Origin of the sequence: Planococcus dechangensis (assembly GCF_042654465.1) — a bacterium.
Lineage (GTDB): Bacteria > Bacillota > Bacilli > Bacillales_A > Planococcaceae > Planococcus > Planococcus dechangensis.
In genome coordinates, this window is the sequence record NZ_JBHSGL010000005.1 from 764,725 (window position 1) to 789,466 (window position 24,742).

Consider the following 24,742-nt stretch of genomic DNA (forward strand, 5'->3'; position numbering starts at 1 on the left):
CTTTTTCGCATTCAAAATCCGCCAGCAAAAAACACTGAAGTGGTCAGAATAAAAGCTTTTTATCCAAATTCGGTCGGCAGAAACACAATCATCCTTGCCATACTAACAATAAAAAAAGACCAATGCCACAGAACAGGCAAAGATCTTGCAAACAAGCCAGCTTTATCGGTTAAAGTCTATGAATCTTTGGATTTCCACCAATTCCTTTAGCCTAAAGGAATTCGTATCGACAGCTACTCATATAACCACTTTTCCAAAGAACTGATTTATGCTCATTTAATGGCAACATGATAGTTCTTATCATTTTTATGTTGTTGGTAAAACGCTACCATCACCGGCATCGTCTCAAGAAAGTCTGCACATTCGATGCCGCTTCCCGCAAGCAAAGCCTCGGCACGGCGTGTGTCGAACTCAGCCTGCCAATCCATGTAATCCAAGGTCTCTGCTTCTACGCCGAGATATTTGCGGATGGCCGGAATCGACATGGATAAAGTAGCCATTTTTTTCGGCAGCCGCCCTTTAGGATAGGTCCCCGTCATCTCATGGACCATCGCACGGTAGACTTCCTCTACAGGGTGAGGGTTTGGATCAGTCAAATGGACGGTAGCCCCAGACGCACTAGGTGAAGAGCTTAAATAAATGGAAGCATCCAGGATATAATCGATCGGCACGACATTGATGGTCGCATTCGAATGTCCGATATAAGGTATAAGCGGCATCTGCTTCATGCGGTTGATCATATTCATGAAGAAATAAGGACCGTCGAATTTGGACGTTTCCCCCGTTTTCGAATGGCCTCTGACAATTCCAGGCCGTATGATGGTGACCGGAATTTCTGCCTTGACGTTTTCAACGAGTAGCTCCGCTTCAAATTTCGTTTCTTCGTAATGATTTTTAAATGCTGGGGGACAGACAAGTTCATCCTCAAGAATGAGCCCTTCGCGCTTCCCTGCAACATAGGCCGTACTAAAATACATATAACGCTTTAAGCCATTCAATGTTTTAACAAAATCATTTACATGCTGAGTGCCTTCCACATTCACTTTTTTCGCTATCTCTTGCGGCACAGCCAAGTCGTAGATGGCAGCGAGATGCCAAAATACCAGCTCTTGGTCTTTCAGGAACAACGCGTCCTGTATCGATAATCCCAAGCCTTCTTGAGTGATGTCTCCCATCAGCAAGCGGATGTTCTCGCAGCCTGTCTGCTTTTCGATTCGCCGTGCGGCAGCTTCAGCTGATTCCATTTCTGAAGCCAAAACAATTGCGGCTAGCCTAGCCCCTTTTTTTCCGCATGCCTCCATCAACCGTGTGGCAATAAACCCTGGAAATCCTGTAAACACATTTGTATACATCCAATCCCTCCCTTTCTTGTATTCTACTAAATAATGGATAGTTAAAGGGGGAATTTTAGACAAAAAACCTGTGCAGAAGAATCTGCACAGGTTCGCTTAACTTTCCATTTTTTCGGCTTTTCGTTTCTTGCTGTTCATCCAACGCGTTTCACGGTCGAATATACTATATACCACAGGAACGACATACAATGACAGGAAGGTAGAACTGATCAGTCCCCCGATAACGGCGATTCCCATCGGTTGATTGATTTCTGTTCCTTCACCGATGCCGATTGCAAGCGGCATTAGACCGAGTATCGTCGTCAACGCCGTCATTAAAATCGGGCGTCTGCGATCGTGTACAGCTGTCGTGATCGCATCGAGCGAACTCAATCCCGCTGCTTTCCGCTGATTGATATAGTCGACGAGGACAATCCCGTTATTGACGACGATACCGACGAGCACCAGCACCCCAATGACTGCCGTTATGCTGATCGGCGTTTGTGTCACGAATAGGGCAATCGATACACCGATGACCATCAATGGCACGGTGAACATGATCACAAGCGGATATTTGAACGATTCGAACTGTGCAGCCATCACGATATAGACGAGCACGATTGCGAGTACAACCGCTAACAACATATCATCGATTGCATCATCAAATAACTCACGGTCGCCTCCGAATGATACTAGGGTCTGTTCTGACAGTTCTAATTCTGCAATGGCTTCATCGACGGATGACGAAATGTCGCCCATTGTATTATTCGAAGGGTATTGAAGCGTAAAGGAGACGCTCTCCGCCTGATCGACACGGCTAATCGATACCGGCCCTTGGGCGATTTCGATATCCGCCAGATCTTGTAACTCAACAAATGCGCCGGATGGAGTGCGCAATGTCAGCTCACGCAAGTTTTCCAGGCTATTGCGATCTTCTTCACTATACGAAACGAAGACGCTCAACACTTCGTCCCGCTCATTGATAAGCTGCGTGGCGAGCACGCCGCGTGTGATGTTATTGACAGTTTGCGCGATTTGGGCTGGCGGCAAATTGTTTTCAGTGGCTGCCTCACGGTTGATGGTCATTTGAATCTCATCAATCGTTTCTTGGCGGTCATTCGTCAACTCGACCAACTCCGGCAAAGCTTCCAATTTTTCATTGATGTCTTCGACCGCTTGATCAAGGCGCGGCTTATCGGTGTCGGTCACTGTAAAGCTGAGCGTGTTCGGTGTAGATCCGGCTGCTGTTTGTAAATTGAAGCTGACCATAGCATCTTCACCGATTTCTTCTAAAACGCTTGGTTGTACTTCATCGACAAATTCAAACACCGATCGATCGCGTTCGCCAAGCGGCAGCAGTTTGACGTAAATTTCGGCAGTATTGGATTCTGCGTTGCCTTGCGCCTGTCCTTGCTGAGTCGATCCGATTAAACTGACATAGACATCCACATCGGGTTCAGCTTGAAGCTTTTCTTCAATTCTGTTGACTACGGCATCTGTAGCTGAAGTCGATGCCCCGTTCTCTAGTTCAACGGATACGCTGACAAACCCTTCATCTGTCGCTGGCAAAAATTCGGTTCCGACTTGCGAGACGCCATAGGCACCGATTCCCAAAAACGCGAGTGCCGTCAAAAGGACGATGATCCGGTGGCGCAATGCCCATAGTACGCTTTTCTCGAAGCGCAGCACACCTTTGGAATCAGCTCTTACCGGCTTCGGCGTTCCGTCTTTTTGCCCGAGCATGCGCGAAGCCATCATCGGAATGACGGTCAACGCGACAGCCAGGGAGGCAATCAGGCTAAAGGAAATCGTTAAAGCAAATTCAAAGAAAATTTCCCCGATCAAACCGGAAATGAAAATAACGGGTACGAATACGGCAATGGTCGTTAGTGTGGAAGCAGTTATCGCTCCTGCCACTTCACTTGCTCCATCTGAAGCCGCTTTTTTTGGCTTTTTGCCCATCGCCAAATGCCGCTCGATGTTCTCGATGACGACGATGGCGTTATCGACGAGCATACCGATGCCGAGTGCCAGCGCACCAAGCGTCAAGATGTTCAGCGCGAAATCCGCAAAAAACATCAGTACAAATGTCACGATGACAGAGTAGGGAATCGCCACGCCGATAATGATTGGGCTCTTGATTCCGCGAAGGAAAAAGAACAGGACCAGCATCGCAAAAATACCGCCCAGAATCAACGTCTGCCCAATATTATTGATGGCCAGTTTGACGTAATCCCCTTGGTCGAACAAGACATCGGCTTCTACAGATGAAAATCGTTCTTCTGTCAGCAATTCATCTAAGCGGTCTTGAAACGCGGTGGAGACGTCCGCCGTGTTGGCTCCGGATTCCTGCAGCACCGACAGCAACACAGCCGGTTCGTCGTTGGCACGCGTTTCGCTGTTCGTTTCGCGTTCGGCAATCGCCACTTCGGCTACATCGGCAACGGTGACGTTATCTCCTTCGAGCGGATCAATCGTCACCACCAGGTTTTCAATATCTTCTACACTTTCTAAGGTGCTGACGATCCGCGTCGTCAAATTGCGGCCATCATCGGTTTCGATCGGGTCGCCTGGCAACGAGATATTATTCGCCTGAATCAGCTGGACAATATCCGACTGTTGCAATCCGCGCTCTTCCAGCTCCTCTTGGTCCAGTTGAATCGTTACATCTTCGATCAACGACCCAGAAATATTCACACTGGCGACCCCATCGGTCTGGCGCAGCTGAGTTTCCAACTCTTCTGCGACCACACGGACATCTTGCTCGGCATCAGTGGCGCGCAGCGACAATTGGATGATCGGGAATTGTGAAGGATCGAATTTCAAAAATCGCGGATCATTCGAATCATCGGGAATCGGTGTTTGAGCAATACGCTGTGTAACTTCCGATTGGACATCATCAATATCGGTGTCCCATCCGAACTCCAGCAAAATGAAGTTTGATCCTTCTTGACTGCTGGATTGAACCGACTCAATGCCCGGCAATGTCGCCAAGTTCCCCTCCAACGGCTTAGTCACTTTTTCGTTTACTTCAGTTGGGCTTGCCCCTGGGTAATTGGTGACGACTACCCCAATCGGAGGGTTCAGTTCAGGAATTAAAGTAACGGGTATCCGGAGAAACGACACCGCCCCTAAAATAATGACCAAAAGCATGGTGACAATGGTCAGTACCGGTCTTTTGATGGAAAAATCGCTTAGCTTCATGTGTTCAATCCCTCTCTATGCCTGGTCCCTTTATCATAAGAAAAAAAGAGCGCTACCGCAAACTTGAGGACAGCTGTTCACAGGAACGACATTTTTTACCTAATGCTGAGTATATTTTTTAAAAATCCAATAAAAAAACAACGCGCCATTTAGGCACGTTGTTTTGTCTTACAATAAGCTGTATAAGCGAATTCCTGGATTTTTATCTTGGAACCAACGCGTTGCAAAATCATTTTCGAACAAGAACACTAAATTATCATAACGGTCTTTTACAAGCATCGAACGACCGCTCGACATTGACTCTTTGACGTCTTCTTCATTTTCGATCCAGCGTGCGATTTTATTGCCTACAGGCTCCATTCTCACATCCACATTGTACTCATTTTTCATGCGGTGCTCGAATACTTCAAACTGGAGCTGGCCGACCGCACCTAGAATAACTTCTTCTAAGTGCAGCGTTTTATAGTATTGGATGGCGCCTTCTTGCACCAATTGCAAAATCCCTTTGTGGAAATGCTTTTGTTTCATGACGTTCTTCGCCGTCACTTTCATGAACAGCTCTGGTGTAAACTGTGGCAGCGCTTCGAACTGAAATTTCTTTCCGCTGGTAATCGTGTCGCCAATCTGGTAATTCCCGACATCGTGCAAGCCGATAATATCGCCTGCTACGGCTTCATTAACCAATTCACGGTCATCCGCCAAAAATTGAGTGGTCTGTGACAGCTTGATCGACTTCCCTGTCCGCGACAAGGTAACGTTCATGCCGCGCTCGAACTTTCCTGAAACAATTCGCACAAATGCAATCCGGTCGCGATGAGCCGGGTTCATATTGGCTTGTATTTTAAAGACAAAGCCGGAAAACGGCGTTTCAACCGGATCGACGATATCTTCTTCTTCGGTCATTCGCGGCTGCGGCGGCGGTGCAAACTGAAGATAAGTCTCCAGGAACGTTTCAACGCCGAAGTTCGCTAATGCCGAACCGAAGAATACAGGTGTCAACTCGCCTTTTTTTACGCGGTCGATGGAAAACTCGTTGCCGGCTTCTTCCAATAGCTCGATGTCTTCCAATGCCTGGGTATAATAAGATGTTTTGGTCATTTCATGTTCGCCGGCCAAACCGCCTTCTTCATCAAGCTCCATGAAACGGCCGCCTTCAGAACGAAACGGCTCGATGCGTTTGTTATAGCGATCGTAAATCCCCATAAACTCTTTGCCCATGCCGATCGGCCAGTTCATCGCATACGATTGGATGCCAAGGACTTCTTCCAATTCTTCCATTAACTCCAGTGGTTCTTTGCCTTGACGGTCCATTTTGTTGATGAATGTAAAAATCGGAATACCGCGCATTTTACACACTTTGAATAATTTTACGGTTTGTGCCTCGATGCCTTTAGCGACATCGATAATCATGACAGCGCTATCGACGGCCATCAGTGTCCGGTACGTGTCTTCACTGAAATCTTGGTGGCCCGGCGTATCCAGGATATTTACACGGTGTCCTGAATAATCGAATTGCATAACGGACGAAGTAACGGAAATTCCGCGCTGCTTTTCAATTTCCATCCAGTCGGATGTAGCGAATTTCCCGGATTTCTTTCCTTTAACTGTTCCGGCATCACGAATTGCGCCTCCGAACAGCAAAAGCTTTTCGGTTAAAGTCGTTTTCCCGGCATCCGGGTGAGAAATAATGGCAAAAGTTCTTCTGCTTTCAATTGCATGTTCTAATTGGTCTGACATTGTATACGCTCCTTTAATATCCTCTCTCCATCTTAGAGAAGGATTTTGCAAAAAACAAGAATTATCGCCGGAAATTGCGGAATCCTACACTTGGCTTATGCACAAAAAAACGAACGAAGAAAAATACTGCATTTTTCTCCGTCCAGTTCACTCTGCGCATTAGCCAATTGCCTTTTTATGATCCAAACTTCAAGCGAGCTTCGTCTTCTGCAATGTCTTTGTCGCTATGCGGGTATTTCGTATTTCCGATGATTTGGTAATCTTCATGGCCTTTTCCTGCCAATATGATGATATCGCCAGCTTCAGCTTGCTGGACTGCATGCCTCACAGCTTGCTCACGGTCGCCGACGCAAACATAGCGGTCATGCAACATTCCTGCTGCCAAATCCGTGACAATGCTGTCATAGGGCTCGTAGCGCGGATCATCTGTCGTCAAGACGACATAGTCCGCAACAGAGGCTTTTTGTGCCATGATCGGGCGTTTCGTCTTATCCCGGTTTCCACCGGTGCCCACTAGGAAAATTACCCGTCCTGTTTTGAAATCTTCTACTGCAGCAATTGCTTTTTCGATGGCATCCGGTGTATGGGCATAATCGATGAACACGGAAATCGGTGCATCAATTTGCGCTTTTTGCATGCGCCCTTCAACCGGAGGAATAGCTTCTAAAGCGTTGATGACATCTGCGATCGCATAGCCTTCAGCAACTAAAGCAGCTGTTGCTGCCAGTGCGTTAGAGACGTTGAAATGTCCCAGCAGCTTCATTGAAACCGGGTAGCTTCCTTGCGGGCAATAGAGCATAAAAGAAGTTCCTTCTTTTTCGAGGCGTACTTCTTTTGCATGAAACATTGCATTTTCGTTCATGCCATACGTATAAATTGGAAACGGAGTCATGGCAGCGAATTTTTCCGACCATTTATCGTCCGCATTCAAGATAGCCCGTTTGTTTTTTGTAAGATCTTGGCCTAGCTGAGAAAACAGCAAGCCTTTAGCGTGTCCATATTCTTCCATCGTTCCATGGAAATCCAAATGGTCATGCGTCAGGTTGGTGAAGATGGCCGTGTCAAATTCGACACCGGATAAGCGCCCTAGCACAAGTCCATGTGACGATACTTCCATCGTCATATGGGAACAACCTTCATCATTGGCGCGGCTGATCATTTCCTGCGTTGTCAGTACATCGCTCGTCGTATTCGCTGACGGGTGCAAGTCGCCGTTCAAATTGAATCCGATAGTCCCGGTCAATGCCGATTTTTCCCCAAGCTCCATGAGCATGGCGTGCAGCATGCCGGCAACGCTCGTTTTGCCGTTCGTGCCAGTGACGCCGATCATATTCAGTTTCTTCGACGGATAATCGTAAAAGCGGACTGCGAGGATGCCGAGCGCCCGTGTCGTATCGGGAACTGTGACAACCGTTGCTCCTTCGATCTTCAGCGGAGTTTCCGCCAGAATGACCGCTGCGCCTTTAGCAACCGCCTGCTCGGCGTAGTCATGGCCGTCGACTGTATAGCCTTTGATGCAGACAAATAGCGAGCCTTCCTGTATTGCTCTTGAATCCATCGTGATATGTGAAACCTCAGCCGGTAATTGGCCATCTATAGTTAGTATTGGAATGTTTGCGAATAATTGCTTGCTGTCCATCTGAAATCCTCCTAATGTTATGACCCGATCGGCGAACTGGCATATGCATGAAGCAATTCAGCTGTCGCTTTAAGTGAATCGACATGTGTCCGCTCGTATGCATGGGATGCTTCGATCCCTGGCCCGAACAATGCATGTTTCACGTCTGCCCCTGCGCCGATCGCAGCGGAAGCATCCGAACCGTAATACGGGTAAATATCCACTTTGTAGTCGATGTCTTGCTTTTTGGCAAGTGCGATCAAGTGGCGTGTTAATCCGTAATGATAAGGGCCGCTGGAATCTTTTGCACAGATCGATACAGTATATTCATCTGAAGCTTGTCCATCGCCGATTGCGCCCATATCGACAGCGATATATTCTTCTGTCTTGGCGGGAATATTGGAATTGCCGCCATAACCGATTTCTTCATTATTGGAAATATAGAAATGAGTCGTGTGCGGCAAAGTATCACTTCCGGAAAAATGTTTAGCCAACTCTAACACAAGCGCTGTGCTCGCTTTATCATCCAAATGACGTGATTTCACAAATCCTGATTCCGTTTTCGTAAAGCGGGGATCGAACGAAATAAAGTCGCCTACTTCAATGCCTTGCGCACGCACTTGTTCTGCTGAATCGCATTTCATGTCCAGGCGCACTTCCATATTATCGGCCGTACGCTCTGCCGTACCGGAATCCCGGTAGACATGGACAGTCGTCTGATGGAGCAGGATGGTGCCGCTGATCGCGGCACCTGTAGACGTGTGAATCAGGCAATTCTCGCCTTCGATGGCGTTGAATTTAAAGCCTCCGACGAGCGACAATTTGAGGCGGCCGGACGGCTTGATTTCCTTCACCATGGCGCCAAGTGTATCGACGTGTGCGGTCAACAGGCGGTGGCGCTCGTCGTCTTGCCCTTTGATCGTTGCAATGACGCCGCCTTTATTCGTCGTTATGTATGGAACTTGAATTTGGTCAAAGTATTTTTCGATTTTTTTCATGACTTGCATCGTATAGCCGGATGGGCTTGGCGTCGTGACCAATTCCTCCAAAATCGCTAAAGTTTCTTGCTCATTCCATGAATATGCCAATCTAATCACTCCTTGATTTCTTAATCATATCAAAAACAGCCATATTCGCACAGTCCCGACTATAGTAAGATGAGAGTGACTCTTAGTTGGATGAGGTGCATTTATGAATAGCTACCTGACAAACCGCAAGCGCAATCAATTGTTCATCCACCTGTTCGGCTTTTCAAGCCTGGCTCATTTAGCGCTAAATTTCTTCGTCGACATTAATGCAGCCATCGTGGCGCCGATTTACGGTATGATTGCGTATATGATACTCTTCACCTTACTTTATACGAAATTGCCTCCAGCCAGGTTGCGTTTAGCTGTGCTATTTGCGATCAATGCCTATATTTTCATTCTCCAATTCGAATCTTTATCCGCTGTAACAGCTATCTATTTCATCATTCCGATTATCGCAGCTTCTCTATATAACGACACTTTATCTATTATTGCATTGTCCATCTTAACCGTGATTGAAGTGCTGCTGCTGACATTTGTGTTTGACCGCTTTACCACAACAAGTTCGCTTGAGTATATACATGTATCCATGGTCATGTTTTTTGCGTTGATCATGTTATTGGCTGTTCTGCACAGTGTATACTTCAGCAATTATTGGCGGCAATTGGAACTGCGCAATGCCTCCATGAAAAAAGCGCTCGTTTCAAAAGAAGGCTATCTGGACCTGTTTTTCCAGGCAGCGAAAGACGCGATCGCGGTTTTTGACTTTAACGGCCGAATCATCGCAATCAACCCGGCTTTCGAGCAATTATACGGATGGGCTGCTGATGACTGTCTCGGCAAAAAAATTGCCCTCTATCCTCCTGAACACGCACAAGCAGCTGAGCATCGCGCGGAGCAAGTCCGTCTCGGGGAAAGTTTCACACTCGAAACAGAAGATATCCAAAAAGACGGCACCCGCTTCCCGGCCCAAATTACATTGTCTCCGATTTTCGATGCCAGTGGAAAAGTGATTGCCACATCCGTTATCTCAAGGGATATCAGCTACCGGAAGGAAACCGAGCGGATGCTGTTGCAAACGGAAAAACTTAAAATGGCTGGCGAAATTGCGGCTGGGGTGGCTCACGAAATCCGCAACCCGATGACTGTCATTTCCGGTTTTGTGCAAATGATGCACAACGACCCGAATCATCGCTATCCAAGCTATACGTCGTTGATGCAATCAGAACTCGACCGCATCAATTTGATTATCAGCGAATTTCTCATACTCGCAAAACCGCAAGCGCCAGAACGAAAACCGCTCGAAGTCGGAAAAATTCTCGATGAATGCATTTTCCTGTTTGGGCCGGAATTCACTGTCCATAATATTGTAGTCAAAACAGATTTCAACGGCGGCCCGTTCCATGCTGTGGGAGAAGAACACCACCTCAAACAAGTGTTTATCAATGTATTGAAAAACGCGATCGAAGCTATGGATGATGGCGGCACTATCTGGATCAATGCGACGCTATTAGATGCAGACAAGCTGACCATCAGCTTTGAAGATGAAGGTGACGGCATTTCGGAGGAATTAATTGAGCGTGTGTTCGAACCGTTTTACACAACCAAACCAACCGGAACTGGCCTCGGTTTATTGATTTCTCAAAAAATCATCCAAGAGCACGAAGGAAGTTTAGCAGTGGAAAATCGGCCAGAGCAGGGTGCTCGCGTTATTATTACATTGCCTCTCACCAATAAATAGCAGAAACCCTCCCGTTTGATCCAACGGGAGGGTTTTCTCAATCATCAAAGTCGGTTTCGACATGATGAACGGTGCCGTTGATGGCATCCACATACACCTCGTAATCGGTATCTCCGTCTTCGAATTCCACCTCATAGATAAACATGCCATGTTCTTTCTCCAATTCTATATCATCGACTTTTCCAGAGGCGACTGTCCGAGCTATTGCCACAGCTTGTTGTTTTCCGATCAATTGGCTTTTGGAAACCGTTCCACGATGCTGCTGCGGTTGTATCTTGTTGTTCGCTGCTTCCGGTTGTAACTCCCCGTTTCTAATCGCGCCGTCCTTTGCATCGATTCGGAATTGGTCCACTGTCTCTTTTTTCTTCACCTCGACAGAATAATGTGGATCTTCGTCATCGCCGCTGAGTTTGAGCTCCACTGCATTTCCTTGCGCTTTTGTTTTGGCTATCTCTTTTGCTTCTTCAAAGCTGATAAAGCGCTGCAATTCATTTTGCGGGGCTGCCTTTACTGTTGATTCCGGCGCGGCTTGTGAACTCTCTGGCGAATCCCCTGTATCTGCTAACACAATGCCTCCGAATGCCAAAATAGCTGCTGCTGGAATGTAAATCAATTTTTTCATGCCTCTCTCCTCCTGTTTTCTTATTGGATTTATCATATCCAGCGCAGCTTAAAGCAACGTTAAGCGAAGATGAGAAATTCCTGAGAATAACTCCATTTCACAATAAATCCTACAACAAGCCTAGTTGGAATTGACTGCTTAAGATCAAAAAAAGACGGTGCCGAAAGCCAGTTTCTTGAGCTCTCAACGCCGTCCTTTTCACCACTATCCGTTCAGTCGTCCCATTCCACGGTCATCGTCTCTCCACGAATCGCATGGATTTGGATTTTTGCTTCCCGATCTGTCGCGTCATCATCAATTTCCACCAGATAATAACCACCATCATCCGTCTGGACAAATTCCACATCGTCCACTTCGCCGTTCAAGGTTTCTTTGGCTATGGCAATCGCCGCGTTTTGGCTGATGATGCGCTCGGGTTCAGAAGCCGGCTCTTCAGGTTGTTCAGCCGGTTTTTCAGGTGCAGCCGCAATGTCACGCGCCTCTTTTTGGACATCCATAATCTGCCCATCCACAGCAGAGACAATAATCATTTTCTTCTCCGTATCGCTTAACAGCTCAATATTATATGCATTGCTTTCCTGCACATAGCGAACTTCATCCACTTCCCCGGATTCAGCAGCCTGCGCAAACTCTACCGCTTCCGTTTCCGTCAATACTTTTGATGGAGCCTGTGATTCTATTAACTCCAATGAAGCGACTTGTCCGTCCGCCCTATTGACCGCCGCTAAATATCGGCCGTCGTTACGATTAAATTCAATTTGATAAAACTCTTCCGTTGCCGTGGCTTTATCGACTTGTCCCCCATACAACTGTTCGATGGAAGCCTGTGCTTCTTCGATCGTTACCGATTCTGCAGATGTTTTCGGGAACAACAGAAAAGTCAAGGCGATAAGCAAAAAGACAATGGCTGCAGCGCTGAGAGCCCAAGATTTTCGCATGATCATCCCTCCTGTTCCGATTGTAACTCGGGAACATTAAAATTCTCTGAGAAAACAACGGTAACCGTCGTGCCTAATTGTTCGATGCTTTCAATTTCCAGTTCGATATGAAGCGAATCCGCCAGTTCCTTTGCGAGTGCAAGGCCGAGCCCGAACCCACCTGTTTCACGGCTCCTCGCCTTGTCGACACGATAAAAGCGCTCAAAGACATGAGGCAATGATTGTTTCGGGATTCCGACGCCGTAATCTTTGATTTTCACAAACACTTGACCATTTTTTCCAGCCTGCATTTCGATCGATGCCTCGCTATACTTTCTTGCATTATCCAACAGTATATACAATAGCTGTTTTAATTTCTGGACATCGGTCGTCACCGGCAACGAACTATCATCCAATTGCAGCTTGAATTCCCGGTTGTATGAAGCGTTCATAGCGGTCATGACTTGATCGAGCACAAGTGATAAATTGACTTTTTGCCATTCCATTTGCGCTTCACTGCGTCTGGCAATATGCAGCAATTGTTCGATCAATTGCCGCATGCGTTCGCTCTCATTGCGGATAGCACTCAATGCCTCTTCCTGCAGCTCCGGCTCCTGCGCACCTCTGCGCTGCATTAAATCGGCAGAGCTGCTAATAACGGTTAGCGGTGTTCTCAATTCGTGGGAGGCATTGGAGACAAACTCTTCTTGTTTCTTGTAATTTTCTTCAAGCAATTCGATCATCTCATTAAACGCAACGCCCATTTGGCTCAATTCATCGCGGTAATCGCCTGACACCGGTAGCTTCTCGAACGAGCCGTCGCGCTGGATACGTTGCATCGTTCCGGTCAACCCTTCGATCGGGCGCGTCAAAACGCGACCAAGCAAAGCGCTCGACAGAAAAATTGGAATCATTGCGAGTAAACTGACCGATATAAGAACAATCCTTAGTGTGGCAAGATTTGCCGTTACTTCCCTCAACGATTGTGCGACGATCAATTCCACCACTTCGCCATTCGGCCAGATGACAGGGGTCGTCACATAAGCGAATTGCTCACCAGCGATTGCCAACCTTCCGGAGGTTCCCTCAACGTCGTAAGGAAACTGGACTTGTACAGTGGGACGTTGAATGGGGTTGAAAGTATTCGCACTGGGGTTTTTTTCTTGGATCAAGCCGTCTATCGGCACATACGCACGCAAGACATCGTCTGGTGTTTGGCTTGTGTTTGTATTGAAGGTTGTGACCATCACTTCCACTTCCGATTTTAAGCGTTCAACTTCCGTATTATAGGACAAATTGCTGAATGAAAAATAAATGACCAGCGCAAGTATAGCCAATACGAAGAACATCAATAATGTGGAAGATAAGTGGATTTTATTTTTGAGCTTCATGCTGCTGCTCCTTTAGAACATAGCCGACGCCACGAACCGTTTGTAAATATGTTTCATTTTCACCGAAATCGACTTTTTTGCGTAAATAACGGATATAAACATCGATGACATTCGTATCCCCATAATAATCATAACCCCAAACCGCATTCAGTAATTGTTCGCGGTCTAGCACTTGCTTGGGGTGGCGCATCAAATATAGCAGCAAATCGAATTCCCGCGGCGTCAATTCAATATGCCTTGTGCCGCGTGTCACTTCCCGTGTGGTTTCGTTCAGTTCAAGTTGTTCGAAACGGTGAACATATTGGTCAGTCGGGCTCTTTGGCCGTAAGTTGGCGCGGATTCTCGCTAACAATTCCTCGATTTCGAACGGTTTTGTGACATAGTCATTTGCCCCCAGATCAAGGCCCGCGACCTTGTCTTTTACATCGTTTTTCGCTGTCAGCAAAATGACCGGCAAAGTGGCGTTCGCCGCACGGATACGCTTCAACACATCCAATCCATGGATTTCGGGCAACATTAAATCCAATAAAACCAAATCCCATTGCTGTTCGCGGAATTTAATCAAACCTTCCGACCCCGTCAAAGCGACAGCGGTTTCATACCCCTCGAATTTGAGTTCCAGCTCGAGAACACGAGCAATGCTTTTTTCATCTTCCACGATCAATATGCGATCCGTCATATGGGCCCCTCCCCTTTTTTCTTATAATAGCAGGTCTCAAAAGAAAAAAGCGACCTAAAGGCCGCTTTTACTTCAATACTGTCCTCACCCATTTCGCTTTGTTTTTATAAGGCGGGAATGTCAGGCTGGTCGATAATTTCGTCGATTTCCGGACAATGGATTTGGCGTGTGTGAATGTCTCAAAGCTAGTCTTTCCGTGATAAGCACTCATGCCGGATGGGCCGACGCCGCCAAACGGCAAGTAAACACTGCCTACATGCGACACCGTATCATTGATACATCCTCCGCCGAACGGCAATTGATCCAAGAAGAACCGGATGGCACGCTCGTTTTCCGAGAACAGATAGGCAGACAGCGGTTTTGGCAGCTGACGGATTTGGCGCATCAATAGGGGCAAATCATTGTACGTGATTACCGGCAAAACAGGACCGAATAATTCGTCTTCCATCGATGGATTATCCCACTGGATTCCGTCCAGCAAGGTTGGTTCGATATAGCGGTCTGAACGGTCAAAATCGCCGCCATAAACGATATGGTCACGCTCTTTCAACAAAATATCCGTTAAGCGGTCGTGATGCTTCACATTGACGATGCGCCCGTAATCTGGACTGTCTTGTGCATTTTCCCCATAAAAATCGCCAATCGTTTGTTTGAGAATATTCATGAACGGCTCTTTGACCGCTTCGTGCACACAGAGGTAATCAGGTGCCACACACGTTTGTCCCGTATTCATGAATTTTCCCCAGGCGATGCGTTTGGCGGCAAGCTCCAAGTTAGCGGTCTGGTCGACGATTGCAGGGCTTTTGCCGCCTAGTTCTAGCGTAATCGGCGTGAGACGCTCTGATGCAGCTTTCATGACCACTTTTCCAACTGGTACACTGCCAGTAAAGAAAATGTAATCGAAAGAAGCATGGATCAACGCGCTCACTTCTTCACGCTCCCCTTCGACCACTTTGACGTAATACGGCGGAAAGCTTTCTTCTAGTATCCTACGAATGACGTGCGCGACATTCGGTGTCGCTTCGGATGGTTTGACGATTGCGCAATTGCCGGCTGCCAGTGCGCCGACCAACGGTTCCATCACTAGTTGGAAAGGATAGTTGAAAGGACCGATAACCAGGACGGAGCCGTATGGTTCACGCATGACGAAGCTTTTGGCCGGCTGTAGATGGAGCGGGGTCTTTACTTGTTCAGGCTTCATCCATGTTTCCAAATGCTTTGCCATATAGCCGATGCTATCAAGTACAAATCCGACTTCCGTCGCGTATGCTTCAAACTCGCTTTTCCCGAGATCCAATTGCAGCGCTTCGATGATGTCATCTTCATGTTTTTGGATGGTTGATTTTAATCGCACCAGCTGCGTTTGGCGAAACTCAACCGATTTTGTTGCTCCTGTATAATAATAGCCGTGTTGTTCATGGATCATTTCTTCAACATCGTTTGCAGTGAAATTCACAGGTAATCCCCCTAATGTTAGTCTGTTAGTAATTGGTCAATATAACGCTGAACGACCAGCCCTTCATCAAATCCAACAAGGAACGTCGATTGGTCTTTCATTTCAGCAAAAAGCGATGGCACAATTTTTTCCGTTTTCACTTCTTCACGTGTTATCTCTTGATCTTCCTTATACAAACGCGACCAATTTTCAAGCGTCAGAACGCCTTCTTCACCATACACCTTGAATTGCAGTGATTCTTGCTGGCCGACTCCGCTCAATCCTGATAGTAAAAATGGCGATCCTTGCTGAGTTTTGCCGTGTGCGATAATGCCCGTTTCACATTTATCCGGATCTTCAGGATAATCTACTTGATGCGAGTCTATCTCTAATGTACCGAACAGACGGTGCATCAATTGCAAATAATGCGGAAACACTTCACGTACAAAGCCCCCTTGGCTGCGTGAAGCGATCCACGGATTTTGCTGCCAAGCTCTCGGCCATACCGGAAACACGGTAAGCAGTTCGACGCGGCGGATTTTGCCGATAGCGCCGCTTTTGATGAGCAGCGCCATTTCACGGACTATGGGAGAGTACATAAGCGGAAAATGCATTGCGGTCTGGATTCGGTTATTGATAGCCGATTCAGCCATTTCCTCTGCAGCTGCGGCGTCATGCGCCAATGGTTTTTCACATAACACATGTAAACCTCTCCTTGCGGCGGTTTCTGCCAATTCTGCGTGACTTTTCGGCGGCGTACCGATATAAACCCAATCAATCGGTGCTTGAAACAGCTCATCCAAAGAGTTTGTCACAGGCAAATTATACTTATCTTCAATATATTTCAGTCTTTTTGTATCGGTATCGTAAACCGCTTGAATGTTTACGCCGCCTTCTTCTATCGTTTGTTTGATGATTCGTTCCCCAACAATGCCGGCACCAATAATTCCGAGTGTGATCAAAGCAATCGCCCCTTTTTTAATTCCTTGTTTATAAGTGTAACCTTCCAGGGTATAGAATAGTCAAACAATTACATTCGGAAAAAAATAGAGGAGGCATTTTCATGAACGAACAATCACACTGGTGGGAACCCATTTTTACCGGAACACTTGAATTGGGCGTCAATAAAGAAAAGCTTGGAACCGCTAATGAGGAAAGCATTTTGTATTTAGGCGCAGCAGCCACGCCCGACCAAGCAGCACAAACCTCGTGAATGTCCAGTTACATAAGCAAAACGCTTGATCCGCAGCAGCCGGAACAGGCGTTTTTATTTTGACTTGCCAGCGGACAATGCATTGCTGCTTGGTTGACATTTCGCTATAATTCGAATTAGAAAGCAGGGATCCTTATGAAAGCATTTTTACTTTTCCTCGGCTTATTATTGTTGTCGGGATGTGCGATTCCTGGGGCAACCGACACTAGCGGCACACAAGACCGCATTCCTGTCGAAGTGACCCAAGTAATTGACGGTGATACCGTCAGAATCATATACGAGGGAAAAGAAACAACAGTGCGTTATTTATTAGTCGATACACCTGAAACAAATCATCCGCGTTACGGTGAACAGCCGCTAGGCCAGGAGGCGACAGAGCGCAACCGTCAACTGCTCGAAAGCGCCAACCAAGTCGAAATCGAATTTGATGTCGGCGGCCGTTTCGATGATTACGACCGTCTACTCGGTTATTTCTATGCAGATGGAGAAAGTGTCCAAGAACAGTTGTTAGAAGAGGGATTTGCACGCGTCGCCTATATTTATCCCCCGAATACCCGCTATGTCGACGAGTTCCGTGATGCGGAAGCTGATGCCAGACAACAACAAATCGGCATTTGGGAGTTTGAAAACTATTCGACTGACCGCGGGTTCAATTCAGATGCTTATCAGCCGGGCAATGCCGTGGCTCCAAGCCAAGACTGCCAAATTAAAGGCAATATCAACAGAAGCGGCAATAAGATTTATCATTTGCCCGGTACTGCTTCCTATGAACAGACCAATCCGGAACAATGGTTCTGTACTGAGCAGCAAGCGCGCGATGCCGGATTCCTCAGTGCAGGACAATAAAGAGGAGGGATTGGATGCAACTGCTCGTATTACGGCTTGATTATCATAGCTCGTCCGAACTTGAAAAACTGCAGAAGCAACTTTATGTGCCAAACCCCAAAAATGCAATGCAATTGCCCCATATCCCGTTGATTGCTTATGAAAAAACTTCTCCATTGCATTTGAAACAAGCCATCCAACCGGTCGCGCAGATTAGCGGATACCCCCTTTTCACTGCTACCGATATCGGATTTTCTAAAGAACAGGGTCTTTTTTATTTCCAGGTGCATCCGGATCATGCATTGATAGAACTATTTCAGGCATTGCAATTAGCCAGTCGGCAATTTTTGACCGCCTCTTCTCCTACCGCTTTATGGAGACCATACATTCCGTTGATCGACCAGGTCCAGGCTCCATTTTGGGGACCGTTATTCGCCAGGCTGGCATTGGAAGCTACCCCAGTCAAAGGAACGATTGCCGCAATCGAATGCTGGTCAGTTGCAGGTGGCAGGACGACTATTGAATGGAGCATTTTTTTGGACAGTTGAAAATACTCTATTCGATAAACCGAAAGTTTTTTTACAAAAGCTATTGTCTTTTTCTCATGTGCCATATATAATAATAAATGTCCTTGAGATTGCGATTCCTTAGCTCAGCTGGGAGAGCGCTACCTTGACAGGGTAGAGGTCGCTGGTTCGAGCCCAGTAGGAATCATACGAGAGCAATCGCGAATTGCTCCTAAAAACCAGCCGGTTTACACCGGCTGGTTTTTTTTTGGATAAAAAAAGATGGAAGCCAATAGGCTCCCATCTTTTTTATGCAGTTTGTGCTTTTGGCGCCTTTTTATCTCTGGACAGCCACTGAAGGACGAACAATACGATGAATACTCCAGCACCGATCAGATCTGTAAAACCTTCAGGGTAGATCAACGCAATACCGGTGACGAAAGTGATGATCCGCTCGAACCAATTGAGTTTGCGGTACCAATAACCGATGAGTCCCGCACCGATAGCGATCATGCCGGTCACAGCGGTGATCACTACCCAAATAATCTGAGGCCAAGTCGTATCGATCATCAACAGTTCTGGTGATAAGACAAACATATACGGAATGATGAACGCCGCAATGGCAAGTTTTGCTGCATTGAACCCGGTCCGTATCGGTTCCCCTCCGGAAATCCCGGAAGCTGCGAATGCCGCGAGTGCAACAGGTGGTGTAATATCTGCAATGATACCAAAGTAGAAAACGAACAAGTGGGCAGACAAAGCGACTACGATCGGCACTGCTGCACCTGCCGGCTCATCGATCATCAATAAAGTGATAATCGCTGGCGCCGCAATAGTAGAAGTAATAACATAGTTTGCTGTCGTCGGTGAACCCATTCCGAGTACGATCGCAGCTAGCATCGTAAAGAACAAGGTTAATAGTACATTTCCGCCAGAAGCGGATACTAGCCCGTTCGCCAACGCAAGGCCCAATCCTGTTTTGACGACCACACCCACGATGATACCAGCCGTTGCAGTAGCAGCTGCAACAGCTAGTGCGGTACGAGCTCCATCCACAAGCGCATGGATCATATCTTTAAAGCTGAGTCGCGTCTCTTTGTTGAAAGCACTGACAAAAATAGTCAACAAAATACCGTAAAGAGCAGCTTGCATAGTTGGAATACCGATTAACAAGAATACGATGATTGCTAAAATCGGTGTTAACAGATAAATCTTTTTCAAGACCTCTTTGCGGTTCGGCATCTCTTCTTTCGAAAGGCCTTTCAATCCGATGCGCTTTGCTTCGAAATGAGTCATAATCCAAACCCCAGTGAAATAAAGCAAGGCCGGTATTGTCGCCGCTTTGGCGATTTCCCAATATGTGACACCGCCGATAAATTCGACCATCAAGAACGCTGCCGCCCCCATAATCGGTGGCATCAGCTGGCCGCCTGTTGAAGCTGCTGCCTCAACCCCACCGGCAAATTCTTTTTTGTATCCTAATTTTTTCATCATTGGAATCGTGTAGGAACCGGATGTTACTACGTTCGCTACCGAACTTCCGGAAATGGTCCCTTGCAAAGCACTTGAGAAAATCGCTACTTTTGCAGGCCCGCCGGTCAAGTTTCCTGCCAAGGTGACGGCAAGATCATTGAAATACTGACCGACACCTGTTTTTACAAGGAATGAACCGAATAATAGGAATGTAAAGATAAAGGTCGCAGAGACACCAATCGGCGTCCCCAGAATTCCATCTGTCGTAAAGAACATCAATTGAATAAGCGAATCCAAATCCTGCCCCCGATGCCTCATAAAGCCCGGGAAATATGGACCGAAAAAGCCATAAGTCAGGAACAGCACGCCGATAACCGTAATTGGCATACCGACCGCACGCCGTGTCGCCTCTAAAGTTAAGAGAACCGCTAGAATGCCCACTGCCAAATCAAGGTCAGTGACACGTCCAATGCGGAAGACCAAATCATCGTACATGATCGGCCAATAAGCACCGACCCCGACTGACAATAAGGCAAGTAAGTAATCGTACCAGGCAACTTTGTGGCGGGCTCCTTTGCGGCGGCGCATCGGAAACAGCAGGAAGATCAATGACAAAGCGAACCCTAGGTGGATTGAACGTTGAATATAGGCCGTATACTGGCCGAATATGGCGGTGTATAGCTGAAACAACGCAAAAGCCAGAAGCCCATAAAATACGACATGCTTAATGATTCCGGACAAATCCCGCGTATTCGACTCCGGATCATACTTCTGAAGCACTTCTTTTTGCTGCTCTTCAGAAATATAGCCCTCATCTTCTGGCGGAAGTTTTTTCTCTTCTCTTTCTTCTGGCGATAGTTTATCACTCATAGATGTTCACTCCTTCTGATTGCTGATAAATGGAAAGGCGCTCTGCACGGAAGGTATAGATTTTGCCTCTTTCCAAGCTCTGTTTTAAATCGAATTCCTGTCCTGCGATTAGGAAAACGAGTTCTGCGTCTACATCACCGATAAGCAATCGGAATTCAGGCAGCTCGCGTTTCATGTTCTGTATAAAGTATTTCCCGTCTTTTTCGACAAAGCGCTCTCCTTCTCCTGCATTCGACGGCATACCAATATTGAAATCTTCGTACTCCAGTTCCGTCAGTATTAATTGCCCGTCAGCACTAAGTTCATAGCTTTCGATAACATCCGATAAATGGATAGAATGCGTATAGCGAATTTTGAAACGCTCTTCAACGACCGGAATCCGGGCTGCCAGCACGCCTGTTTCCGAATCGATGAAAACAAAATGTCTCTGGTATGGGATAAAGATAATTGCGGAGCAGATAAGGATGAGGACGGCTATTGTGAGAAGGATTTTGCGAATGGATGTGTTCTGCAAGTCGATCCTCCTAGTGATGGAAAATAAATAACGACGATAAAGCTTGCGCTTTATCGCCAGTTATTCTGATCAGATCTTATTGGTTTACTTCATCGAAGTAACGTTGTGCGCCAGGATGGATATCGATTCCGATTCCATCAAGAGCCGTTTCTGCTTGGATGAATTCAGCCTTAGCATGTTGGATTTGATCTGTGTTTTCATAGATTGCTTTTGTAATATCATAAACGAGATCTTCTGAAATATCATTTTGAACGACTAGCATAGCAAGCACCGAAACCGTCGATACATCTTCCGTCAAGCCGTATGTACCAGATGGTACGACATCTTCAGCATAATACGGGTATTTTTCAATCAATTCAGCCGCTTTTTCTGCTTCTACTGGCACGATGTTGACATCAGCAGTCGCACTCAAACTTTCAACAGCACCAGTTGGCGTACCGGCAGTGATGAATGCTGCTTGTACTTGGCCAGACTGTAAGCTCTCTTGAGATTCACCAAAATCCAAGTTTTGGGCATTGATATCATCCATCGTCATGCCATGGATTTCAAGCAATTGTTCAGCATTGATGTAAGTACCTGACCCAGGTGCCCCAACCGATACTGATTTCCCTGCCAAATCTTCAAATGAAGTAATACCAGATCCTTCAGTCGTGACGATTTGGATCGTTTCTGGGTAAAGAGCCCCGATAGCGGATACGGTGTCGATTACTTCACCTTCGAACATATTAGAACCTTCAGATGCGTAGAAAGCCGTATCTGTTTGCACAAAAGCGATTTCCCCCGTGCCATCAGCAAGGGCCGTCATATTCGCCGCAGAAGCTTGAGACACTTCAGCTGTTGTGTCGACTCCTGTTTCGTTTTCGATGATCGTCGCCATTGCTCCACCTAGCGGATAGTACGTTCCTGTTGTTCCGCCAGTTAGAATACTGATGAATTCAGGATCGTTTGCTTCGCCGCCGCCTTCTCCTTCAGTCGCAGTGTCATCTCCACAACCTGCTAGAAATACGGATCCGGCCAAGGCGACAGTCGCGTAGAATCCAAACTTTTTGTTTAACATAAATCGGCCTCCCTTTATCTTTGTTTTCTTTCAATCTTCATAATACCATGACTTTCTGTCCAGCTGTCAATTTAATTTTGGGATTGGAATCGTTTTCAAATCAATATAATGGGAATGAAATCCAATTATTAAGTCTCAGCTCCAGGGACATGAGTTTCCGGCGTTGTGTCTTCTGGTTTCAAATCTTCGAAGCTTCTTCCTTCTTCTTCCAAATCACGGGTTCTATGGGCAATACGTGCCGATGCACAGGCAGCCACACTAGAAACGAGGTCATCCAAAAACGTATGGACATGCTCGCCATATTTGGTATCCAATTTATGAATGATTCCTGTTTTGTTTTTATCCAAATGGCCGAATGTCGTGACCGCAATGCTGCCGTAAGTCAATACTGCTCCTAAACCGATCATTTCATCAACACCAAACAAGCCTTCGTCCGAACCGACAATTTGCTGAAGCGGTTGGGATAGTTTTCCTTGCTCTGCCAGTTCATCCAATTCGATGCCGACAAGCAAGGCATGCTGCATTTCGCGTTTGCGCAAAACACTTTCGACCGACTCAACACAATGCGCCAAGGTCAACCCTTCATTAAAAGGCAGCTGCATCTCAAGAACAATCTCAGCAATATCTTCTTTCGTGACGCCTCTTCTCTCTAAAGCTTCGTGTGTCGCTTTATTGACCTCTTCTGAATGCACACGGAAATGTCCTCCATCCATTATGCGATCCCCTCTCTCTATTGAAATTGTCTTCTTGCCTATTATACCTTGCAGGGGGGAATATGTTACAATTTTTGTACAATATCTTGAAGGAGGCAACATCATGAATAAAGGAAGCGTAGAAGATTTCACGCTCTACAGCGAAGCCTTGCAAGAAGAAATGCAATTGCTGGTTCATTTACCGGTAAATTATTCTCCACTATATAAATACAGCTTGGTCATAGCCAGCGACGGAAAAGATTATTTTCAGTTGGGCAGAGCTCCGCGAGTCATCGACGAATTACTCGAAAACCAGGAAATTGAAAATATCATCTTTGTCGGTATTCCTTATAAAAGTGTAGCTGACCGCAACCGCAAATACGAACCGGCTGGAGACCAACACCACGCTTATTTACGCTTTTTAGCTCATGAACTGGTGCCTTATCTCGACGAAAAATATCCCACCTACCAAGTAGGCATGGGCCGTACATTAATCGGAGACTCGCTAGCAGCCACAGTTTCCTTGATGGCGGCACTTAAATACCCGAATATATTCGGGCGCGTCATCTTGCAGTCTCCGAAAGTAGGTCCGGAAATGATGGAAGCTGTCGAGAAATTCCCGATGACCAATTCATTCACCGTATATCATGTGATCGGCAGCGAAGAAACGGCGGTTAAATTGACGAACGGAGAAACGGCGGATTTCCTTACCCCGAATCGTGAATTGAACGAAATGATGAAAAATAAAGGGTTTTCCTTGTTTTATGAAGAATTTAACGGAGACCATACCTGGAAATACTGGCAGCCCGATTTCAAGCGTGCGTTGCTGATGAATTTCGGTATGTAAGGCTTAAGGAAACATGGTACACATTTTGATATAATTAATGAGGAAAGTATTTATTAGATGAGGAGGTCTATTGATTATGAAATATGGTATTGCAGCATTTCCATCCAAAAAACTACAAGATTTAGCGAACTCTTACCGGAAACGTTACGATCCGCATTATGAATTGATTACGCCCCATATTACATTAAAAGGGCCTTTCGAAGCGGATGACAACGAAGTGAAAGTGATGGCCGAAGAGCTAAGTAAAATCGCCAAGCGCCAAAAGCCCTTCCGCATCCATGCAACACGCGTCAGCACGTTTTCTCCAGTGACAAACGCATTGTACTTTAAAATCGAGCAATCAAAAGAATTGATGGCTCTCCATGAAGACCTCCATTCTGATTTTTTAGGCGGGATGCCAAATCACCCATTCGTGCCGCACATTACGATTGCACAAAAACTGTCCGATTCAGAGCACGCCGATGTTTACGGCCAGCTGAAGATGGCAGGCATCGACCATGAAGAAATCATCGACCGCATCCACTTGCTGTATCAATTGGAAGATGGTTCTTGGACGGTCTATGATACATTCCGTTTGACAGGGGATGAATCATAAGTGCAGAAAGTCAAAATTGCTGAAACCGAACTGGAAAAAGAACAGGCTTTTGATATTCGCCGGAAAGTTTTTGTCGATGAGCAAGGCGTCCCATTGCATATCGAAATGGATGAGCATGATGACAGCGCAACGCATTTTGTCGGCTACGAATTAGAACAGCCGATTGCCGCCGCTAGAATCCGCGAATACGAACAAGGTGTCGGAAAAGTCGAACGCGTATGCGTTCTACCCGAGTACCGCGGCCAAAATTTCGGTGCAGACTTAATGACACAACTCGAGGACTACGCTCGCTTGATCGGCTATTTCCGACTCAAGCTGAATTCTCAAACTCACGCACTTCCATTTTATGAGCAGCTGGGTTATGAAGTGACTTCTCCAGAATTCATGGACGCTGGCATCCCTCATCACCAAATGGAAAAAACGCTATAACAAAAACCCTACTGAGCTTTG

The 24,742-nt window shown here is 46.5% G+C and carries 22 protein-coding genes and 1 tRNA gene; 8 read left to right on the forward strand and 15 right to left on the reverse strand.

The genetic code is table 11. The features are described from left to right. Positions 1-272 precede the first annotated feature (272 nt). The 5 genes from ACFO5U_RS07080 to ACFO5U_RS07100 form a co-directional block, all read right to left on the reverse strand. Positions 273-1,352, reverse strand: a complete 1,080-nt coding sequence (locus ACFO5U_RS07080) for an SDR family oxidoreductase (RefSeq protein ID WP_377277911.1) — start codon at positions 1,350-1,352, stop codon at positions 273-275. 96 nt (positions 1,353-1,448) lie between these two features. Beyond that, positions 1,449-4,535 carry an efflux RND transporter permease subunit gene (locus ACFO5U_RS07085; protein ID WP_377277913.1) on the reverse strand — a complete coding sequence of 1,029 codons (3,087 nt, stop codon included), beginning with the start codon at positions 4,533-4,535 and terminating at the stop codon, positions 1,449-1,451. A gap of 168 nt (positions 4,536-4,703) precedes the next feature. After that, positions 4,704-6,272, reverse strand: coding sequence for a peptide chain release factor 3 (locus tag ACFO5U_RS07090; protein ID WP_377277915.1), 1,569 nt, complete (start codon positions 6,270-6,272; stop codon positions 4,704-4,706). A gap of 175 nt (positions 6,273-6,447) precedes the next feature. Continuing rightward, entirely contained in the window at positions 6,448-7,911 is a 1,464-nt protein-coding gene (locus tag ACFO5U_RS07095; RefSeq protein ID WP_377277917.1) for a UDP-N-acetylmuramoyl-L-alanyl-D-glutamate--2,6-diaminopimelate ligase, read from the reverse strand. Positions 7,912-7,928: 17 nt separating this feature from the next. Next, the gene (locus ACFO5U_RS07100) at positions 7,929-8,978 is read right to left on the reverse strand and encodes a M42 family metallopeptidase (protein ID WP_377277919.1); all 1,050 of its coding nucleotides are present in this window, start codon (positions 8,976-8,978) and stop codon (positions 7,929-7,931) included. Positions 8,979-9,081: 103 nt separating this feature from the next. On the opposite strand from ACFO5U_RS07100, the gene ACFO5U_RS07105 reads away from it, so the two are divergent. Continuing rightward, complete coding sequence (locus ACFO5U_RS07105) at positions 9,082-10,656, forward strand: ATP-binding protein (protein ID WP_377277920.1); 1,575 nt, start codon at positions 9,082-9,084, stop codon at positions 10,654-10,656. Between the two features lie 37 nt (positions 10,657-10,693). Here ACFO5U_RS07105 and ACFO5U_RS07110 read toward each other — a convergent pair whose 3' ends face one another. From ACFO5U_RS07110 to ACFO5U_RS07135, 6 genes are all read right to left on the reverse strand, one after another. Then, the gene (locus ACFO5U_RS07110) at positions 10,694-11,278 is read right to left on the reverse strand and encodes a PepSY domain-containing protein (RefSeq protein WP_377277922.1); all 585 of its coding nucleotides are present in this window, start codon (positions 11,276-11,278) and stop codon (positions 10,694-10,696) included. 212 nt (positions 11,279-11,490) lie between these two features. Continuing rightward, positions 11,491-12,216, reverse strand: coding sequence for a PepSY domain-containing protein (locus tag ACFO5U_RS07115; RefSeq protein ID WP_377277924.1), 726 nt, complete (start codon positions 12,214-12,216; stop codon positions 11,491-11,493). Positions 12,217-12,218: 2 nt separating this feature from the next. Further along, positions 12,219-13,586 (reverse strand): sensor histidine kinase, encoded by a 1,368-nt coding sequence (locus ACFO5U_RS07120; protein ID WP_377277926.1) that lies wholly within the window; start codon positions 13,584-13,586, stop codon positions 12,219-12,221. Beyond that, on the reverse strand, positions 13,570-14,265 hold the full coding sequence (locus ACFO5U_RS07125) for a response regulator transcription factor (RefSeq protein WP_377277928.1): 696 nt from the start codon (positions 14,263-14,265) through the stop codon (positions 13,570-13,572). Before ACFO5U_RS07125 ends, ACFO5U_RS07120 begins: the two co-directional genes overlap by 17 nt. Positions 14,266-14,332: 67 nt before the next feature. Further along, a complete protein-coding gene (locus ACFO5U_RS07130; RefSeq protein ID WP_377277930.1) occupies positions 14,333-15,721 on the reverse strand; it encodes an aldehyde dehydrogenase in 1,389 nt (462 codons plus the stop codon). A 17-nt stretch (positions 15,722-15,738) separates the two neighbouring features. Then, on the reverse strand, positions 15,739-16,662 hold the full coding sequence (locus ACFO5U_RS07135; protein ID WP_377277931.1) for a Gfo/Idh/MocA family protein: 924 nt from the start codon (positions 16,660-16,662) through the stop codon (positions 15,739-15,741). A 101-nt stretch (positions 16,663-16,763) separates the two neighbouring features. Between ACFO5U_RS07135 and ACFO5U_RS07140 the strand changes: the two genes are divergently transcribed. From ACFO5U_RS07140 to ACFO5U_RS07155, 4 genes are all read left to right on the forward strand, one after another. After that, positions 16,764-16,913 (forward strand): hypothetical protein, encoded by a 150-nt coding sequence (locus ACFO5U_RS07140; RefSeq protein ID WP_377277933.1) that lies wholly within the window; start codon positions 16,764-16,766, stop codon positions 16,911-16,913. A gap of 135 nt (positions 16,914-17,048) precedes the next feature. Beyond that, positions 17,049-17,759, forward strand: a complete 711-nt coding sequence (locus ACFO5U_RS07145) for a thermonuclease family protein (RefSeq protein ID WP_377277935.1) — start codon at positions 17,049-17,051, stop codon at positions 17,757-17,759. Between the two features lie 14 nt (positions 17,760-17,773). After that, positions 17,774-18,286, forward strand: coding sequence for a hypothetical protein (locus ACFO5U_RS07150; RefSeq protein ID WP_377277936.1), 513 nt, complete (start codon positions 17,774-17,776; stop codon positions 18,284-18,286). 93 nt (positions 18,287-18,379) lie between these two features. Beyond that, positions 18,380-18,452 (forward strand) — tRNA-Val (locus ACFO5U_RS07155). A gap of 101 nt (positions 18,453-18,553) precedes the next feature. Here ACFO5U_RS07155 and ACFO5U_RS07160 read toward each other — a convergent pair. The 4 genes from ACFO5U_RS07160 to ACFO5U_RS07175 all read right to left on the reverse strand — a co-directional run bounded on the left by ACFO5U_RS07160 (position 18,554) and on the right by ACFO5U_RS07175 (position 22,871). Next, complete coding sequence (locus ACFO5U_RS07160; protein ID WP_377277938.1) at positions 18,554-20,587, reverse strand: TRAP transporter permease; 2,034 nt, start codon at positions 20,585-20,587, stop codon at positions 18,554-18,556. Next, positions 20,580-21,101 carry a DUF1850 domain-containing protein gene (locus tag ACFO5U_RS07165; protein WP_377277940.1) on the reverse strand — a complete coding sequence of 174 codons (522 nt, stop codon included), beginning with the start codon at positions 21,099-21,101 and terminating at the stop codon, positions 20,580-20,582. The genes ACFO5U_RS07160 and ACFO5U_RS07165 overlap by 8 nt, the downstream gene beginning before the upstream one ends. A gap of 76 nt (positions 21,102-21,177) precedes the next feature. Further along, on the reverse strand, positions 21,178-22,158 hold the full coding sequence (locus ACFO5U_RS07170; RefSeq protein ID WP_377277941.1) for a TAXI family TRAP transporter solute-binding subunit: 981 nt from the start codon (positions 22,156-22,158) through the stop codon (positions 21,178-21,180). Between the two features lie 128 nt (positions 22,159-22,286). After that, on the reverse strand, positions 22,287-22,871 hold the full coding sequence (locus tag ACFO5U_RS07175; protein ID WP_377277943.1) for a phosphatidylglycerophosphatase A family protein: 585 nt from the start codon (positions 22,869-22,871) through the stop codon (positions 22,287-22,289). 103 nt (positions 22,872-22,974) lie between these two features. Here ACFO5U_RS07175 and ACFO5U_RS07180 point away from each other — a divergent pair, with 103 nt between their 5' ends. From ACFO5U_RS07180 to ACFO5U_RS07190, 3 genes are all read left to right on the forward strand, one after another. Next, positions 22,975-23,697 carry an alpha/beta hydrolase gene (locus ACFO5U_RS07180; protein WP_377277945.1) on the forward strand — a complete coding sequence of 241 codons (723 nt, stop codon included), beginning with the start codon at positions 22,975-22,977 and terminating at the stop codon, positions 23,695-23,697. Positions 23,698-23,773: 76 nt separating this feature from the next. Then, a complete protein-coding gene (locus ACFO5U_RS07185; protein WP_377277946.1) occupies positions 23,774-24,292 on the forward strand; it encodes a YjcG family protein in 519 nt (172 codons plus the stop codon). Then, positions 24,293-24,721, forward strand: a complete 429-nt coding sequence (locus ACFO5U_RS07190; RefSeq protein ID WP_377277948.1) for a GNAT family N-acetyltransferase — start codon at positions 24,293-24,295, stop codon at positions 24,719-24,721. Positions 24,722-24,742 lie beyond the last annotated feature (21 nt).